Raw genomic sequence first — 17590 nt, 5'->3', positions numbered from 1 at the left:
TAAATTGATTTAACTAAAGCTCCACAATCTTTGTTGCAACATTTTTGCAAAACTCACTGTCATGTTCTACAAAAAGTAGTGTTGGTGAATATTCAAGCAACAACTCTTCTATCTGCATACGAGAAATAACGTCAATGAAATTAAGGGGTTCATCCCAAATATACAAGTGAGCTTTTTCACAAAGACTTTTTGCAATCAGTACTTTTTTCTTTTGCCCACCACTAAAGGATGATATATCCTTCTCAAATTGCTCTCTTGAAAAATCGAGTTTTCTCAAAATTGCTTTAAAAAGGCTTTCATCAATGCTGTTTTCAAGAGCATAGTTAGTCAAGTTTCCCTTAAGATAAGAAGTATCCTGTGACACGTATGATATTTTTAGTCCGCTGCCTTTTCTAAAGGTACCTGTATATTTTATATTCTCATCACAAATAAGCTTGATAATGCTTGATTTTCCACTTCCATTTTTACCTTTAAGTGATATTCTTTCACCTTGTTCAATACTAAAATTGACATCTTTACAAACCATTGTATCTTCATAAAATATCGACACATTTTCGAGTTCCAAAAGCTTATTTTTATGATAAGCAAGCTGAGAGATCTTCAAGCTATCTGAGCTTTCAATGTTTTTTAAAAGCTTAGATTTTTCTTCAATTGAAGATTCTCGTCTACTTTCAATTGATTTGGAACGCTTCATCATTTTAGCAGATTTATGACCAACATAGCCTTTATCAAGCTTAGAGCCAGAGTTAGTTGTTCCTTTTTTCGATTTCTCCACTTCATTTGACCAGCTACTAGTTCGCTTAGCAGATTCCGATAAACGATTAATGTCTTTTCTAAGTTTTTCGTTTTCTGCTAACTCATATCCATCCTGTCTCTTTTTATTCTCCCACCAACTTGAGAAATCACCTTTCTGTATTTCTATATTGGTCTTATTTATTGAAAGAACATGGTCTATACAATTATCTAAAAAGGCCCTATCATGTGAAATTAAAATAAATCCTTTCTTTTTTCTTAAATAATTACTAAGTTTTTTTCTAGCCTCAGCATCCAAATGATTTGTAGGTTCATCAATAAGCAAAAAGGAATTTTCCTTCAAAAACATAGCAGCTAACAATGCCTTGGTCTGCTCTCCTTTTGATAAAGTATAAAATTGTCTATATAGAATATCATCATCTATATCTAACATGGATAATTCTTTCACTATTTCCCAATCCATTGAATTTGGGCTAATTTCCTTTATAACATCTATTGTAAAAGTTTCTTGTTCTTCTACCTCATACGGAAAGTATTCAAAATTTACGTTGTTTGAAATATTTCCAGTATATTCGTATTTTCCAAGTAAAAGATTCAAAAAAGTAGTCTTTCCTCGTCCATTCCTTCCCGTAAATCCCAATTTCCAATCAGTATCAATTTGGAAACTAACATTTTCAAAAATAGTATCATAATTCCCATCATAAGAGAAGGTAAGGTTTGTAACATTTATTAAAGACATTCATTTGTCCTCCTTTGTAATTAGTTTATTATTAATCTAAAATAACAAAGTCGGAAAATTAGGCGACTGCTTCTACTTCATATAAATATAAACGTCGCTTGAAGTATCCGGCTTTATATGAAGATTGTCATGTGTTAGATTTGTATCTTTATTTTCCATGATACTTTTCACCTCCTTATAATTATAATTTAGAAAAAAATAAGAGCTGCAAGAAATTATTATTCTTACAGCTCATAAATACACATAGTTTAGCCAATTTATATAGCATAACATAAAATATATATTAAGAGAAAATAGAATAACTTTCTTGCATAGGTACAACAAAATAAACTGAGTCCACTCATTCACTCCTCTATTATATTGCACTTTAAAAATTAGCAAGAAAATTTAATCATCATTTCACCTCAAATTTCAAATTTAATGATATTGTACCACCATAAATAAAAAAAATCAACATAAGATATTCCTACGTTGATTTTTTATAAGTTCAAGAATTTCTCAAAATATAAAATAGATTCTTTGCTCTATTATTGGTTTGGTATTAACTAATTTTTTGGAAAGCAGCTTTTAGGGATTAACCACTCAAGAACCCTCACATTATAAAAACCTCTATAGTAAAAATTTATTTACTATAAAATCTAAAATGTAGCAATTATCGTATCATTTTTCTCACCTGTTTTTTTATATATTTTAATATTTTCAGACTATAGAACAAAATCGCAGACTACTTTGAATCTGGAGATTTATTACATATCAACCTCTGATAGGCGAATACATTTTCTTTTTTATTCTCCTCTAAAACATGATCTTCTAAATCAGCCTTTTCCATAATTTATACCCACAGAGGGTACAATACCACTGATTTAATTGTAATTTCCTGCGAAAATAAAACTATTTTCATTATACTTTGCGAATACTTTTGTGTTTACGCACACCTCTAAAGAATCAAAAAAGAGTTATAAGAAAATCTTATAACTCCTAAAATAATCAAAACTATCTTCTATTATTTTGTTGCTTTCTAGCTCTTCTACAATCAGGACATCTAACTGGTTCGTTGTCAAATCCTTTTTCTTTGTAGAATTCTTGTTCTCCAGTTGTGAAAACAAATTCATTTCCACAATCTTTACATACTAAAGTTTTATCTTGCATATTCAATTCCTCCTTCTAAAATTAAAGATTAATATCGATTCATATAATTCTCTAAAAGGAGAAATCCATACTATCTATAAAAAACCTTTTTCTTTTTCTTACAAAATTTATTATAACAGCTTTTACTTTAAATAGCAACCTTTTATTTCATTAATTGCTTAATTTTTTATATCTGTAATTTATGAATGGTTAAATTATAAAAAAAGATTGTAAGATAACTCTTAATATAAACATCAAAACTAGCACTTTAAACATTCATAAATCTACTGTAGTATACACTACATTTCATTTAAAGTATAGTGTTTTTATATGGAAATATAGATATCCAACTTTAAAACTAGATTTATGTGTGGAAAAACCGAAATTAGATACAAATAATAAAGTATAAGTATATCTTTTGAGTTGGATATCTATACCATGAAAAATTTAATTTGTTTTCTTAATATAGAGAATCCTAAATTTCTTCGATACTAATCACTTTTTCTTCACCACTAATCATATCTTTTATTTTAACTTGTTTACTTATTACTTCATCGTCACCTATTAATATCACTTTCTGTATCCACAATTTATTTGCATAATTAAGTTTTTTCTTTAATTTATCATCTTCAAGATATATTTCTACATACTCTTCCAGTCAAATTAATTCATTTAATGATTTCTTAAACCCTTCATTTTCTATCTTATTGAACTTAATGAACAATATTATTTATTATATGTTCCATTAATTCTTTTACATCTATACTCTAATTATTTCCTATATTTTCAGCTTTTGCAGCACGTCTTTCTTCAAGTTCTGCAAGAACTTCATCAAGTCTCTTTTTATTTAATGGATATAAGAATACTAATATTAAAAGTACAATCAAATATGCAATTGCAGGTGTTAATGTTGAAAAATTCTTAATATTAGTTGCCACTTGCGCTGTTTGAGAAGCGGCTCCTCCAACATACCCCAACATTCCAAGTGCAGCTCCTCCAAATCCACCTGAAACTGCTTGCCCAATCTTACGTGCAAATGAATATATTGAGTATATTGTACCTTCTTCACGTGTATCGGTTAAATATTCTTGATAATCGATAACATCTGTAACAAAGGCCCATATTATTATATTAAATACCCCTATTCCAAGTTGTCCAATAAACATAATTGCAAGAAATATATTAACATTTTTTATTGGTAAAATAAACAACAAGAAGTATGCAACTACCGCTGCCGCAACACTATAACAAGCAAATTCTTTTTTACCAAATTTCTTTACCAATGGTGCAACAAATGGTGCGGCTATAATTGAACATGATGTTGTTATTATTCCAGCAATAGTCAATATTTTTGTATTATGGAAATAATCTTTAAATACATATGCATTCATAGAGTGACAAAGCATATTTGAAATTAGTAGTATTAATGCTGCTGTTACAAGTGCTAATAGAGGCTTGTTTCTCTTTATACCTGCAAGTGTCACCTTCCAATAGAGCTTTTCTTTTCTACCTTGACTTACAATACGTTCTGTTGTTAGAAAATAGCATAATGAATAGCATATCATTGCTGAAATTGCGAATCCAATTGCAACCAATCTAAATCTACCTGCATCAGCTCTACCATTAATAAATACAGTAAGAGGAACAACCACACTAATTATTATTCCAGCTATTGCTGCACCAACACATCTGTAAGTTGAAAGGCTTGCACGTTCAGTAGGATCGGATGTAATAACTGAAGCCATAGAACCATACGGAATATTTACTGTACTATATAATGATCCCCAAATTATATATGTTGCAAATGCATAAATTAAGTTAAATCTATCTGACATGCCTGGAAATTTATTAAATGTTAATACACCAAATACTACAAGCGGAAATGCCATACGTATCATCCATGGTTTAAATTTACCAGCCCTTCCAGGTTTACATAAATCTATAAAACGTCCCCATGCAACATCCATAAACGCATCCCAGATACGTGCTACCAAAAATATTACCCCAATCATAGCTCCGCTAATACCCATGACATCTGTATAAAACAACATTAAAAACGAGCTAACAAATGTAAAGAAAAAATCATTTCCAAAATCACCAAATAAATATCCTATTTTATCACTCAAACCAAACTTTTTCATAATTATACTCCTCTTTCTTTTATATAAATGTATATTTTTATGTTAAGTCCCTCTTGATAATCGATTACATTTGATTTAAAATAAACCAAATTTCCTATTACCCTCTGCTTTTTTAATTAATTTATATTTACTTCAAATTATTCATAAACATAGCGTATAGCATAAATTTATGATGTAAGTTTCTTTACATTAAATTTATAAAATTATACTTGAATAATTTTATCTTTCTTATAGTTAATTCCTCAGCATATCTGTATAAAGCAGGATTTGCTTTTAATGTTATAATATATCTTCCATTATGTTATTTTGAAATTTCATAATATTAAACAGCAGCTAAAATATATATCTTTAGATAATGTTTTCTATAAATATAGTTTAAAAAATAACTAATAAATGTTGTTGATTTTTTGGAATTAAAAACATTTATTCAACGAAATCCTGCTTTAATTTTCTTTGCTTATTGAAATTTAATGATTTATCTAATACACTATTAATATGGACTCTCTTCTGTTACGTGTTTTTAGGCAAATTAACCACAATAAATTTGAGTCCTTCTTTTATAATTTGTTCTTTTTCCTACTAAGCTAAAAGAACAAATTATAAAAGCTACTTAACGAATATATGATGTATAATTTTAATATCTGGACTAAGAATTTTGGCAATGTATGAGATTCTTATAACGTCCCTTGAAATTTATCACCAAATATATAATCCATCGCCTTTAAGCTTAAAGATAGCTTCCATAAAATAATAATCCCCATATATGATATTAAAGTGATGTTCTTTACGATTATAAGCTGCTGTACAGTTCTTCAGAATACAATCACACTCAGTAGTCCAATCACAACGCTTTTCATCTAAAGCTTTTAAAAGCTTTAGTGCTGCACTCATATACATATCTTTTTCAAACTCTGGTACTTGTTTTGCTATTTCGATTAAACCACATGCTGCAATTGCTGCTGCTGTAGAGTCTTCCCATCGTGGCTCTTTAGGCTGTCTAAAATCAACTGGAATAATTCCATCCTCAGGAATATTGGCAATAAAATAATTTGCAATGCGTTTTGCTGTATTTAAATATTCTTCTTTTCCTGTGTGTTTATAGCTAATCAAGAATCCATATATTCCCCATGTTTGTCCCCTTGTCCACGAAGAGCCATCTTTATAACCTTGCCCTCCATGAGTTCTCACTAAACCACCATTAAATGGATCAAATTCAACAATATGATTTACAGAACCGTCAGGCCTTACAAATACATTCATAGTTGTATCAGCATGTTTCATGGCAATTTGCTTAAATCTTGGGTCTCCCGTTTCTTCTGTAGCCCAATAAAGCAAAGGTATATTAATCATACAATCTACTATTGCCCAGCCTCTTCTATCAGTTTCACCATCATCATTCCAGGCACGAATAAATTCACCTACTGGATTATAACGTCCTGCTAAAAGGTTAGCCACATGTAAGCTTCTCTTTCTTGATTCAGAATTTTTTGTCATTTTATAATTGGTAACACTTGTAGGCAGCCACATAAAGCCAACATCATGATGAAGTCCATAGAAATTTTCTATACACGCATCTAATTTATTTTCTAGAATATTAGCTATCTCTTTATAACGCTCTTTTTTAGTTTCGTGATACATAAGCCACATCATTCCACCCCAAAAGCCATTAGTCCACCAGCAAATACCATCTTCTGCCTTTCCAGTTGGGTTAATGGCACGATCATCATGTTCTCCATCTATTGTAGTATATGGAATTTTATCAGCCGATTTTTCACTTACCCATTCCATCTTGTTTGTAATCTTTTCTACTACACTGTCTACCCAATTTTTATCATTTTCATTTATCATATAAATTCCTACTTTCCATTATTTCAAGCATAAAACCTATTTAATCACTTGTGTAATTACATGTGTTTCTAATATATTTTCTCCTTTGTGCAATTCATATTTTATTGCTGGTATCCTTGTCTTTGAATTAATCAAATTAGTATTAGGTTCTGATTCAATAATTGTTCCTAGTCCATGCTCATTATGAGAAATCACTTTACAATTTGAAAATGAATTAATCACATATGCTTCTCTATCTGTTGCAATTTCTTCATACTTTCCATCCTCAGTAACAGCTACAGAAAATCCACAATCATAGGCAATACAGTCATAATCACACTTCACTTTATGTCTGCGTATGTGCCCATTTTCATTTGGGATTAGTATTGTTTCTACCATAATCCCTTTAATAGGCGACCATTTTGAATATATTTCATTATTTTCAATTCTAAACTCCTCGCATCTTCTTCTATTAAAAATATATTCATCAACTTCAAATGCAAGCATGCTGTCTGGTGCAGCCTCACGTAAACTACTATTAGTACGAGGAATACTAAAGCCAAATCTTGTTGAATAAGCAAATTTTGAATATTTTGACGGATAATGTACGTGTGGGATTTTCGAATAATTCCCTGGTACATAAGCTACTACATCATGTAATCTTCTTTGAACTACCATATCCGCATATTTTAAAGTTTTTATACTTTCTAACTCTGGCAATGGTTCCGCTTTTGCCTTCCAAAATTCATGTCCATTAGGCAGTGCCAGAATAATGAAAGTTTTAAGTGCCCAATATGGAGATCCTGGTGCATTATATCCTTCAGACATATGAATGTTCGGATATTTATAGCCAATAGTCAGTATCCCTTTTTTATCAAATATAGGAGCATTAATCCAGTCCATAATGTTTCTTTCGATCAATCCTTTCATAATCCCTAACGAAAAAGGATTGACATCAGCAAAAATACATGCTGCCCAAAAACTTGATTGAGCAAATTTATAAGTAAGAGATCTTCCAAATGGCAATGCTGCTCCATTCTCATCAAACCAGTAAATAAATTCATGAGCAAATTCTTTAGCTCTTTCTTTAAATAATGTACTTCTTTTTGGATCTTCTTTTTCCATAACCTTAGCATAAATCAAACTATAGAAATGAATGGCAAATGATATATAATAATCCTTGTGGTTAGAATGTCCATCTTTATACCACCCGTTTCCTAAATAAAAACTTTCAATCCTAGACAATCCACTTTCCAATTTTTCTTCACTATAGCTTTTTCCTAATTGCTTTAGTGCTAGATTAACAAGTACCCTAAAATAATTCCAATTATTATCAGCTAATTCGTATTTGTTTATCTCAAATAGCCATTTTGCCAAATTGTCTTGCTCTTCCTCAGTTAAAGGTTTCCATAACTTATCTGGTGTTATCAACAATCCATAAGAAATAGCTGCCATTTCTACAAAACGCTGATCAATGTTTTTAAAACCACTCCAGTATTCTTCACTAGACGGATTTGCACCCGAGGCAAGACCTTTTAAATATATTTTTTCAAATTCCTCTGACTCTCCGCCACCTGCCCAAAAAGGAACTAATCCCCAAAGAGGTCTAGCAAACGCTTCCATAGGTATTACTTTCTGCTCATATACTGCTGACGTATCACCTATATGAAGTTCTGCTTTTTCTTTTGAATAATATTCCTTTAATGGTTCGATTAATTTAATTAATAATTCTTGAGCATCTTGTTTATTATTAAAATACTCTTTTTTTAATTCCATTAAATCACTCCTTTTTAATTTTTATTCTTTTCAGATAATTTATTAAAATATTTACTATTTACTTTATTATATAATAGGATTATTGTATTTTCTTTGCATATATCGGCAAATATATTGCGAATATCGACTATATTAATGTGTATTACAAAATACACAACTCTGTTAATGCAATTATCCATTTTATTCATTTATAAACTTAAATTTTATTGATTTCTAATGTTTCACCAACTATACTTTATAATTGATATTTTATTTCATTTAGTATACACTGAAATTATTATAAATTACTTACATATATTACAAATAGCTGCTATATAGAGGTGCATTATGAAAAAAGGTTATTTTTATGAATATCTTCCTGAACATATTCACATAAAAAAAAATTATTCTAATTTTGCTACAAATTCTACCTTTCATCTACATAATAGTTTTGAAATTTATCTTTTTTTGAAAGGAGATGTTAATTATTGGGTTGAAAAATCTGTTTACCCCCTAAAAAGAGGAACTCTTCTTATTATTAATAACCAAGAAATTCATAGAGTTGTTAATCCATCCGCTAAGGACTATGAACGTTTGCTAATTCACTTTCATCCTCAATTTGTCGAACTGTTTAATACAGATAATACAAATTTGCTTTCTTGTTTTACAAATAGAGAAAAAGGTCAAAATAATGCTATTTTATTATCTGATCGACAAATGGATATTTTTATATCATTAGTCAAAAAATCAAGTGATAATTTGCATAATAAAAAATATGGAAGTGACGTATTATCTAGAAATTACCTTGTAGAATTACTAGTTTTTATAAATACGCTTTATCAACAGAATAAAGATTTTTTAGTACAATTTACTTTATCTAGAAGGCTTTATGATATATTAACTTTTATAGAATCACATTTATCAGAAGATCTGTCTCTAGATAAAATTAGTCATCATTTTTCTATGGATAAATCATACCTTGGAAGATTATTCAAGAAAGAAACTGGAAGTACTATTTATAATTATATTTTGTTAAAAAGAATTTCTCTTGCAAAACAACTCTTATCAGAAGGTAAAAATGTATCTGAAACCTGTTCTCTATCCGGATTTAATGATTATTCTAACTTTATTCGAACTTTTAAAAAGATTACAGGCTCCTCACCATCTCATTATAATACCCACATTTAGACTCAAAGCTGTACTCAATTGGATTTTAAAAAATTGGATATTATACCTGTTTACCATTTCTAATAAGAAATAAAAAAATTGAAATTATAAAAGCACTTTCTTTCGTTGAGAAAATGCTTTTACAATTTCAATCCCACTATTAAGAATTATTTTTCTTATCTAGTATATACAAATTATCGTCTGTCCATCCGTCATATATAATTTAACAATTTGTTTTATATATTTAAAATCCAAGTTCTTCAGCAACCATTATAACTGTTATTCTTCCTGCTTCTTTACGCCCATTTTCAATTATACCTGTGTAATTACACATAGAGCTTCGTATTTCACAATTCATGCACTTTCCTGTTTCAGTGCAAGGTGTCTTATGTCCAACTCTTGTGGCATTCATAGGTGCAATCTCTTTTATTCTTTTAAATGCTTCTTCTAGATTATCAGCTACTTTATTAGCACCTGCAACTATAATTACGTTTTTAGGTCCAATAATTATTGATGCAACTCTATTTCCAGATGAATCTGTATTAACAAGCTGCCCCTTTTGGGTTATTGCATTAGTGCTTGAAACAAAGTAGTCGGATAATAATGATTGTCTATATAATTCATATAATTCTTCATATGGCATCTTTTGAAATCTATCAAAGAATTTATATTTTTCACTTCTAAATTCTTCTATCATATTCATAGCTCCAAGAGTTTCTGATCCACCTACAGATATGCTTGAACCTTCGGGTATTAAACTTAAAATTTTTTGTTTAGCCTCTTCTTTATCTTCAGCATAATAACTTATGTATCCTTTTTCATTTAAGATACCAACCATTTCTTTGGCTAATAAGCGATATTTGATTTTTTTATATTTATTCATGCTCTAATCCTCCAATATACTCCATTGCATAATTCATATTTAATTTCTTTTATTATATAATGGAGTTATTGTAAATTCATTGCATATATAGACTAATATCTTGCAGATACCGACTATATGAAGCTGCATTATTTTGTATTAGAGCTTTCTTTGTCTTCCATGAATAATAGTTAGAGACTTTTTGCCTCAGTTCTAATACTTTCTTTTTCATCATCTTCCTCAATATTAGATAACACCTCTTTAATAAATTCAGTATTAAAACTTTCAAAAACTCTTATCAATATCTTCTAGGATTCATATTTTTTTAAAGTTAAAGCTTTTATTTTAGTTATCAATTCTGGATAGCTTTAAAAAATTCTTGCAAATGTGAGTCATCTTTAAGCTTAATATGTTTCCATATATCCTTATACTTAATTTCAAATTCTGCATGATCACCAAGTTCATGAATCCCCCTACATTAACCCCGCATGTTTCCTATAAATATTTATATATTTAACTAGTTTATATTCCTATAAATATAGATACCTATAAAAATATTTTCCTAGAAATATATAAATCTATTTTTACATAACAATACCAATTAAAATTAATTACTTTAATTAAACCATAAGGTAAATATATGAATACTCATCCATTGCATACCTAATATCCCTTGTTTTTAAGTCCGGATACAATTTCCACATATTTTTCCATTATATCAGAATATCTATAATCATCTCTTCTTAGTTCTATAATATCTACATGAGATATTCCACTCATTCTTTTATTTCTAAGTCCCACTTTAAATTAGCCTTATTTAGCAGAATCAACAGATACTAAGCCATCATTTCCGTCTTCTGTTAAGTTTACTAAAATATAAGGTATTGCTACTAAATAATCACTAAATATATTTTTTACTATCGATGTATAACTTTGATAATATACTTGCTCTACATCATCTACTTCTTCATTAAATTTTTTACTATGATAAGTTGAAAACTGTCTGCTTGCAGTGTAAAAGTCTGGGTTCTTATCACCTATAAATCTATAACTTTTATCAAAAAATCTTGCAATAGCTTTATAAATTTTATCAGGAAGTTTACATGTAAGATCACAAAATTTACACCTATTTTTCATATGCTATGCAAAAGTTACAGTCTCTCAATATCAACTATTTTTTCTTCACCGCTAATCATATCTTTTATTTTAACTTGTTTACTTATTACTTCATCGTCACCTATTAATATCACTTTCTGTATCCCCAATTTATTAGCATAGTTAAGTTTTTTCTTTAATTTATCATCTTCAAGATATATTTCTACATATTTTTCTTTATCAATAAATTTTTTATATATCTCGGTGCAATATTCAAGTGTATCACCAATTGGTATTATTAAATATTCCATTGATTTTTCTACCTTGTAGCCGTTAAGAAATCCTATTTCTTTTAATACAAAAAATAATCTCGTAAGGCCGATGGATATACCTACTCCAGGTAATACTTTATCTGTGTAGTTTTGTGCTAAGTTATCATATCTTCCACCTGAACATATGGAGCCATATTTTTCGTTTTCCCTTAAAAATGTTTCAAATACTGTCCCTGTATAATAATCTAGCCCTCTTATTATTTTTAAGTTAATTACATATTCATTATCTTCTACACCAAAAATCTTCAGCATTTTTTTAACTGCTTCAAGTTCTTCTAAACCCTTTTCAAACTCCTCTGAATTGAAATTTAAATTTTTTAGTTGATCTAATATATTTTCATTACTTCCATCTAAATTTATAATTTTATTAATAATATCTGCTTTTTCTATTCCAATTAATTCATTTAATGATTTCTTAAACTCTTCATCTCCTATTTTATCGTACTTATCGATTAATATTAGAACTTCAGTTGCATTAACAATCTCTAAACCATTTAAAACAGCTGATAATATCTTTCTATTGCTTATTTGAAATTTATATTTTTTTAAACCGATAGCTTTAAATCCTTTAGAAACCATACTTATTACAAATGCATCATTATTAATACTAAGCTTGTTATTACCTATAATATCAATGTCACACTGATAGAATTCCCTGTATCTTCCCCTCTGATTTCTTTCACCTCTATATACCTTTCCAATTTGATACCTTTTAAATGGGAAGGTTAATTCATTAAAATACTGCGCTGAATATCTTGCAAAAGGCACTGTTAAATCAAATCTCAAAGATAAATCATTACTTCCCTTATTGAATCTATAAACTTGTTTTTCTGTCTCTCCTGCACTTTTAGCTAATAATACTTCAGACTTTTCGATGACTGGAGTATCAATTTCCAAAAATCCATTTTCTTCATATACTTTAGTTATTTTTCTTACCATGTCTTTAAATATTTGTTGCTCCTTAGGCAATAGTTCCATAAATCCTGGTAATATACTTGGTTGTATCTTATTATTCTTCATAATCTTGATCTCCTTCTAATAATTAATTTTTATATTTGATAGATAAATTATTTTATATTTTGCTTTAAATAACAAAAAGCCATGCAGGCATATCTCCTACATGGCTTAACAAATTATTACTGACATTTAATTTATCATCACCAGCAGATACAAGCCTACGAATTATAGACTTGTATCTGCCTCTTTAAACAGACCAAGTCTTACTGGTGATGATGTATGAAATTTATTGTTTTCATATTAAATGCTTTCATAATATTTTCTCCTAAATTTTAATTTCTATCATTATACAATATGCTAATCTTATTTTCAATAGTAATTTTACTGTTTCTAACTGATTTTTAATACTATAATAATCATTCAAAGTGATAAACTTCCTGTCATAAACTAAAGAAATCAAGACAAAATATATTTGTTAGTTAAATTAAGTCTATCAAAATTTTACTAGTTTATAAAAAGTGAAAGGGGAATATAAATTATGGTTAGAAATGCATACGACGTTAAAGGTTTAAAGATACTAAATTCAGATGATTCAGTACAAAATTCTGTTAGCAGCGTTTACTCTGGTAGTGCTAAAAAGTCTGCTTCTAAAAAAGGTAATATAACAAGTTCTTCAGATTCATCAGATAGTTCAAAATAAAACTAATTGTATTAAGATGCAAGCATATACTAATTCAAATAAAATTCCAATCCATAAAAATAACCCATATAAACTTCATTAAGATAATATATAGATTATCAAATGAAGTTTATATGGGTTATATACACTCTAAATAATTTTATTTTTCAATTAAACTATCTTATGCTTTTTATAAAAAAACTAATCTATAATTGTATACATAAGCTTTTTAAGCTCACCTTTATCTCTGCCATTTCTGTTTGCATAATCGTTAAACTGATCCTGATCTATTTTATTAATGTCAAAGTATTTAGCATCTTTATTTCCAAAGTAAAGACCACAGGTACTTGCAGTTGGTGACATCATATAGCTTTCAGTAAGTTTTACATTAAGCTCTCCTTCTTTATCAAGTAAGTTAAATAATTTAACTTTTTCTGAATGGTCTCTAAGTGAAGGATAGCCAATTGCAGGTCTTATTCCTCTATATTTACCTTTAAATATTTCTTCGATGGATAAATTTTCATCTGGCGAATATGCCCAATATTCTTTTCTCACTTTTTCATGAACATATTCTGCAAAGGCTTCTGCAAGTCTATCTGCAAGTAAAATAACCATTGTTGCACCATAATCATCACCAGAGGCTTTAAGCTTATCTGCGTATTCTTTTGCACCTATCCCACCTGTTGTTATGAAAGCACCTATATAATCCTTTATTCCAGTATCTTTAGGAGCTATGAAATCACATAAGCACATATATGTATTATCTTTTTTCACTTCTTGCTGCCTTAAAAGATTAAAGTTAATCATTTCAGAATCATTATAGACTTCAATATTATCGCCTACAGAATTAGCTTCGAAGAGACCAAAGGCTGCATTTGCTTTTAAAATATTTTCACTCTCCATTTTATCAAGCATTTTTTCAGCATCAGCTAATAATTTCTTAGCCTCTTCACCGTATTTTGCATCTTCAAGGATTTGTGGATATGTCATTCCCATATCCCAAGCGATGAAGAAAAAGCTCCAATCTATATATTTTCTTAATTTCCCTATAGGAAAATCAATAAATTTCTTTATACCTAACATTTTAGGCTTCTCGATTTGCTCTTTATCCCATTCTTTCTTGAAATTATTTTCCCTTGCATAATCTAAAGTGACAAATTTTCTAGGTACTTTGTTAAATGTTTCTCTTAAAGTTTCATATTCTGATTCTATCTTATTAAGATATTCTGCTTTTTTATCCTTATTTAAAAGAAGTTTAGCAGCTTCAACAGCTTTTGACGCATCAGTTGTATGAATTACTCCACCAGAATACTTAGGTGCAATTTTAATTGCTGTGTGAGCCTTTGATGTTGTAGCTCCGCCAACCATAAGTGGAATTTTAAATCCTTGCTTTTCCATTTCTTCTGCTACATTTGACATTTCTTCTAAAGATGGAGTTATAAGGCCGCTTAAAGCAATAATATCTGCATTTTCTTTCTTAGCTGTCTCTAAAATAATTTCAGTAGGAACCATTACCCCAAGGTCTATAACTTCAAAGTTATTACAAGAAAGCACTACTGACACAATATTTTTACCTATATCATGAACATCACCTTTTACAGTTGCAAAAACTACTTTTCCAGCACTAATGCTTCCACTGCTACTTTTTTCCTCTTCTAAATATGGTCTTAAAACTTCTACAGCCTTTTTCATAACTCTAGCGCTTTTTACAACCTGAGGTAAAAACATCTTACCATCGCCAAAAAGTTTCCCTACTTCATTCATTCCATCCATAAGAGGTCCTTCTATTACTTCTAAGGACTTGCTATATTCTGCTCTTACTTCTTCTACATCTTCTTTAATATATTTATCTATACCTTTTACTAAAGCAGTTTTTAATCTCTCTTTGACATTTTCATTTCTCCAAGCTTCCTTGTTTTCTTCTAACTTATTGTCTACTTTATTGAAGTTAGCTGCAAATTCTAAAAGCTCATCTGCTGCATTTTCGCTTTTATTAAAAATAACCGCTTCTACTTTTTCAAGTAAGCCTTTATCAATTTCATCATAAATTTGTATCATTCCAGGGTTTACGATCCCCATATCCATACCATTCTTTATGGCATGATATAAAAATACTGAATGCATAGCTTCTCTTATTACATTATTACCTCTAAATGCAAATGAAAGATTACTTACACCACCGCTTACTTTTGCATAAGGTAAATTCTCTTTTATCCATTTAGTTGCATTAATAAAATCTACTGCATAATTATTATGTTCTTCTATTCCTGTAGCAATTGTTAAGATATTAGGATCAAATACTATATTTTCTGGTGGGAAATTAACTTCATTTACTAAAATATCATAAGCTCTTTTACAAATACTTATCTTCTTTTCATAAGAATCTGCCTGCCCATTTTCATCAAAAGCCATAACTACAACAGCTGCTCCAAAATCTCTTATAATGGACGCCTGTCTCTTAAATTCTTCTTCTCCTACCTTAAGACTTATGGAATTTACAATTGGTTTTCCTTGAATGGCTTTAAGTCCAGTTACAAGAACCTCAAACTTAGAAGAATCAATCATTACTGGAACCTTTGAAATTTCAGGTTCACTTGCTAAAAGCTTTAAGAATTTATCCATCTCTTCTTTGGCATCTAAGAGAGCATCATCGAAGTTAATATCAACTATTTGTGCTCCATTTTCAACTTGATCTTTAGCTATAGATAAAGCTTCTTCATAATTCTTTTCTCTAATTAATCTTGCAAATTTTGCTGAACCTGCTACGTTTGTTCTTTCACCAATATTAATAAAGTTATTTTCCTTATTCGCTCTAAGAGCTTCTAAACCACAATAAACAGTTTCAGTTTCAATGTCTGGTATCTTTCTAGGTGAAATGTCTTTTATAGCTTCACTTACTGCTTTTATATGGTCTGGTGTTGTACCACAACATCCACCTACAATATTAAGGCATCCGTCCTCTGCTAAACTTTTTATTAAAGCTGCAGTTTTTTCTGGCTTTTCATCATATTCCCCAAAAGAATTTGGAAGTCCTGCATTAGGGTAAACACTTATGTATCTATTTTGAGTTCTTGAAAGATATTTTACAAATGGTATCAAATCTTTTGCTCCAAAGGAACAATTAAGACCTATTGCAATTATACTTTCATCTACCATAGTATTTGCAAAAGCTTCTAAAGTCTGACCTGAAAGAATTCTTCCACTTTTATCTGCAATAGTCCCAGATATTATTACAGGTAAGTCCTTACCTTTTTCTAAAAATGCAGACTTTGTTCCCATAAGAGCAGCTCTTGCATTTAATGCATCAAAAATTGTTTCTATAAGAATTAAATCTACTCCTCCATCTATAAGCCCTAAAACTTGTTCTTTATAAGCTTCAACTAATTCATCAAAACTTATATTTCTATAACCTGGATTTTCAACATCAGGTGATAAAGATGCAGTTTTATTTGTAGGTCCAAGTGATCCTGCTACGAAACGCGGTTTATCTGGGTTCTCTGCTGTAAATTTATCTGCAGCTTCTTTTGCAAGCTTTGCACCTTCAAAATTAAGTTCATATATTTTATCTTCCATTTCGTAGTCTTTTTGAGATATACTCGTACTATTAAATGTGTTAGTTTCAATTATATCTGCACCAGACTCCAAATAAGCTTCATGAATTTCTCTTATTATATTAGGATTAGTGAGATTTAAAATATCATTATTTCCCTTTTGATTACAAGAAATGTTTAGATTGCCCCTATAATCTTTTTCCTCTAATTTATAATTCTGAATACAAGTCCCCATAGCCCCATCTAGTACTAGTATTCTTTTTTCTAATAACTCTTTAATTTGTAAATTCATCAAGTTTCCTCCCCAAATTGTTTTATATATAGTCTAATAGGTTTTTATTAGTATCAAAAAATTTATGTTATTTTCTTTTATCCTTAAGTAAGCCCTAAAATACACACTAATAAAAATAAACCTATATTTTCTTATATCAATTTTAAATGATTTACCATAAAGAGTCCAATTATTTTGATATTTTATTAAAATAAAATAAGTAATATCCAGGGCAATCCTAAATCTCCTATCTCTAAAAAAATGAAGGTGCCTCTTCTATAAACCTAAGAGACACCTTCAAAAATATAGTTTCAATTCACAATGCACATTTTA

General features: G+C 29.3%; 10 protein-coding genes and 2 pseudogenes. 2 read left to right on the top strand and 10 right to left on the bottom strand.

Translation table 11 applies throughout. From position 1 onward, the window contains the following. Positions 1-13 precede the first annotated feature (13 nt). The 6 genes and pseudogenes from L3B96_RS16585 to L3B96_RS16560 form a co-directional block, all read right to left on the bottom strand. Entirely contained in the window at positions 14-1492 is a 1479-nt protein-coding gene (locus L3B96_RS16585) for an Lsa family ABC-F type ribosomal protection protein (protein WP_238948116.1), read from the bottom strand. 993 nt (positions 1493-2485) lie between these two features. Then, complete coding sequence (locus tag L3B96_RS16580; RefSeq protein WP_008425645.1) at positions 2486-2641, bottom strand: zinc-ribbon domain-containing protein; 156 nt, start codon at positions 2639-2641, stop codon at positions 2486-2488. Positions 2642-3095: 454 nt separating this feature from the next. Continuing rightward, positions 3096-3302: pseudogene (locus tag L3B96_RS16575) on the bottom strand (His/Gly/Thr/Pro-type tRNA ligase C-terminal domain-containing protein); the annotation flags it as partial. Positions 3303-3387: 85 nt separating this feature from the next. Next, positions 3388-4761 (bottom strand): glycoside-pentoside-hexuronide (GPH):cation symporter, encoded by a 1374-nt coding sequence (locus L3B96_RS16570; protein ID WP_238948115.1) that lies wholly within the window; start codon positions 4759-4761, stop codon positions 3388-3390. Between the two features lie 696 nt (positions 4762-5457). Next, positions 5458-6609, bottom strand: a complete 1152-nt coding sequence (locus L3B96_RS16565) for a glycoside hydrolase family 88 protein (protein WP_238948114.1) — start codon at positions 6607-6609, stop codon at positions 5458-5460. Between the two features lie 36 nt (positions 6610-6645). Beyond that, complete coding sequence (locus L3B96_RS16560) at positions 6646-8364, bottom strand: DUF2264 domain-containing protein (protein WP_238948113.1); 1719 nt, start codon at positions 8362-8364, stop codon at positions 6646-6648. 327 nt (positions 8365-8691) lie between these two features. Between L3B96_RS16560 and L3B96_RS16555 the strand changes: the two genes are divergently transcribed. Further along, complete coding sequence (locus tag L3B96_RS16555) at positions 8692-9531, top strand: AraC family transcriptional regulator (protein ID WP_238948112.1); 840 nt, start codon at positions 8692-8694, stop codon at positions 9529-9531. 223 nt (positions 9532-9754) lie between these two features. Here L3B96_RS16555 and L3B96_RS16550 read toward each other — a convergent pair whose 3' ends face one another. The 3 genes and pseudogenes from L3B96_RS16550 to hisS all read right to left on the bottom strand — a co-directional run bounded on the left by L3B96_RS16550 (position 9755) and on the right by hisS (position 12819). Continuing rightward, entirely contained in the window at positions 9755-10393 is a 639-nt protein-coding gene (locus tag L3B96_RS16550) for a lactate utilization protein (protein WP_238948111.1), read from the bottom strand. 642 nt (positions 10394-11035) lie between these two features. Beyond that, a pseudogene (locus L3B96_RS16545) lies at positions 11036-11497 on the bottom strand (triacylglycerol lipase); the annotation flags it as partial. Positions 11498-11523: 26 nt separating this feature from the next. Continuing rightward, entirely contained in the window at positions 11524-12819 is a 1296-nt protein-coding gene (hisS, locus tag L3B96_RS16540; RefSeq protein WP_238948110.1) for a histidine--tRNA ligase, read from the bottom strand. Between the two features lie 475 nt (positions 12820-13294). Here hisS and L3B96_RS16535 point away from each other — a divergent pair, with 475 nt between their 5' ends. Then, complete coding sequence (locus tag L3B96_RS16535) at positions 13295-13456, top strand: hypothetical protein (protein ID WP_170816481.1); 162 nt, start codon at positions 13295-13297, stop codon at positions 13454-13456. A 180-nt stretch (positions 13457-13636) separates the two neighbouring features. Here L3B96_RS16535 and metH read toward each other — a convergent pair whose 3' ends face one another. After that, positions 13637-17278: a methionine synthase gene (gene metH / locus L3B96_RS16530; protein ID WP_238948109.1), complete on the bottom strand. Its 3642-nt coding sequence runs from the start codon at positions 17276-17278 to the stop codon at positions 13637-13639. Positions 17279-17590 lie beyond the last annotated feature (312 nt).

It is taken from the genome of Clostridium sp. YIM B02569 (genome assembly GCF_022320765.1).
GTDB classification, from domain to species: Bacteria; Bacillota; Clostridia; order Clostridiales; family Clostridiaceae; genus Clostridium; species Clostridium beijerinckii.
The sequence above is the reverse complement of the archived record's forward strand: the minus strand, read 5'-3'. Positions and strand labels throughout refer to the sequence as shown.

Bases quoted from the DNA above. Each gene is read 5' to 3' on its own strand.
- L3B96_RS16580 (WP_008425645.1), bottom strand. From the start codon at position 2,641: ATGCAAGATAAAACTTTAGTATGTAAAGATTGTGGAAATGAATTTGTT.
- L3B96_RS16535 (WP_170816481.1), top strand. From the start codon at position 13,295: ATGGTTAGAAATGCATACGACGTTAAAGGTTTAAAGATACTAAATTCA.
- hisS (WP_238948110.1), bottom strand. From the start codon at position 12,819: ATGAAGAATAATAAGATACAACCAAGTATATTACCAGGATTTATGGAA.
- L3B96_RS16565 (WP_238948114.1), bottom strand. From the start codon at position 6,609: ATGATAAATGAAAATGATAAAAATTGGGTAGACAGTGTAGTAGAAAAG.
- metH (WP_238948109.1), bottom strand. From the start codon at position 17,278: ATGAATTTACAAATTAAAGAGTTATTAGAAAAAAGAATACTAGTACTA.
- L3B96_RS16560 (WP_238948113.1), bottom strand. From the start codon at position 8,364: ATGGAATTAAAAAAAGAGTATTTTAATAATAAACAAGATGCTCAAGAA.
- L3B96_RS16550 (WP_238948111.1), bottom strand. From the start codon at position 10,393: ATGAATAAATATAAAAAAATCAAATATCGCTTATTAGCCAAAGAAATG.
- L3B96_RS16555 (WP_238948112.1), top strand. From the start codon at position 8,692: ATGAAAAAAGGTTATTTTTATGAATATCTTCCTGAACATATTCACATA.
- L3B96_RS16570 (WP_238948115.1), bottom strand. From the start codon at position 4,761: ATGAAAAAGTTTGGTTTGAGTGATAAAATAGGATATTTATTTGGTGAT.
- L3B96_RS16585 (WP_238948116.1), bottom strand. From the start codon at position 1,492: ATGTCTTTAATAAATGTTACAAACCTTACCTTCTCTTATGATGGGAAT.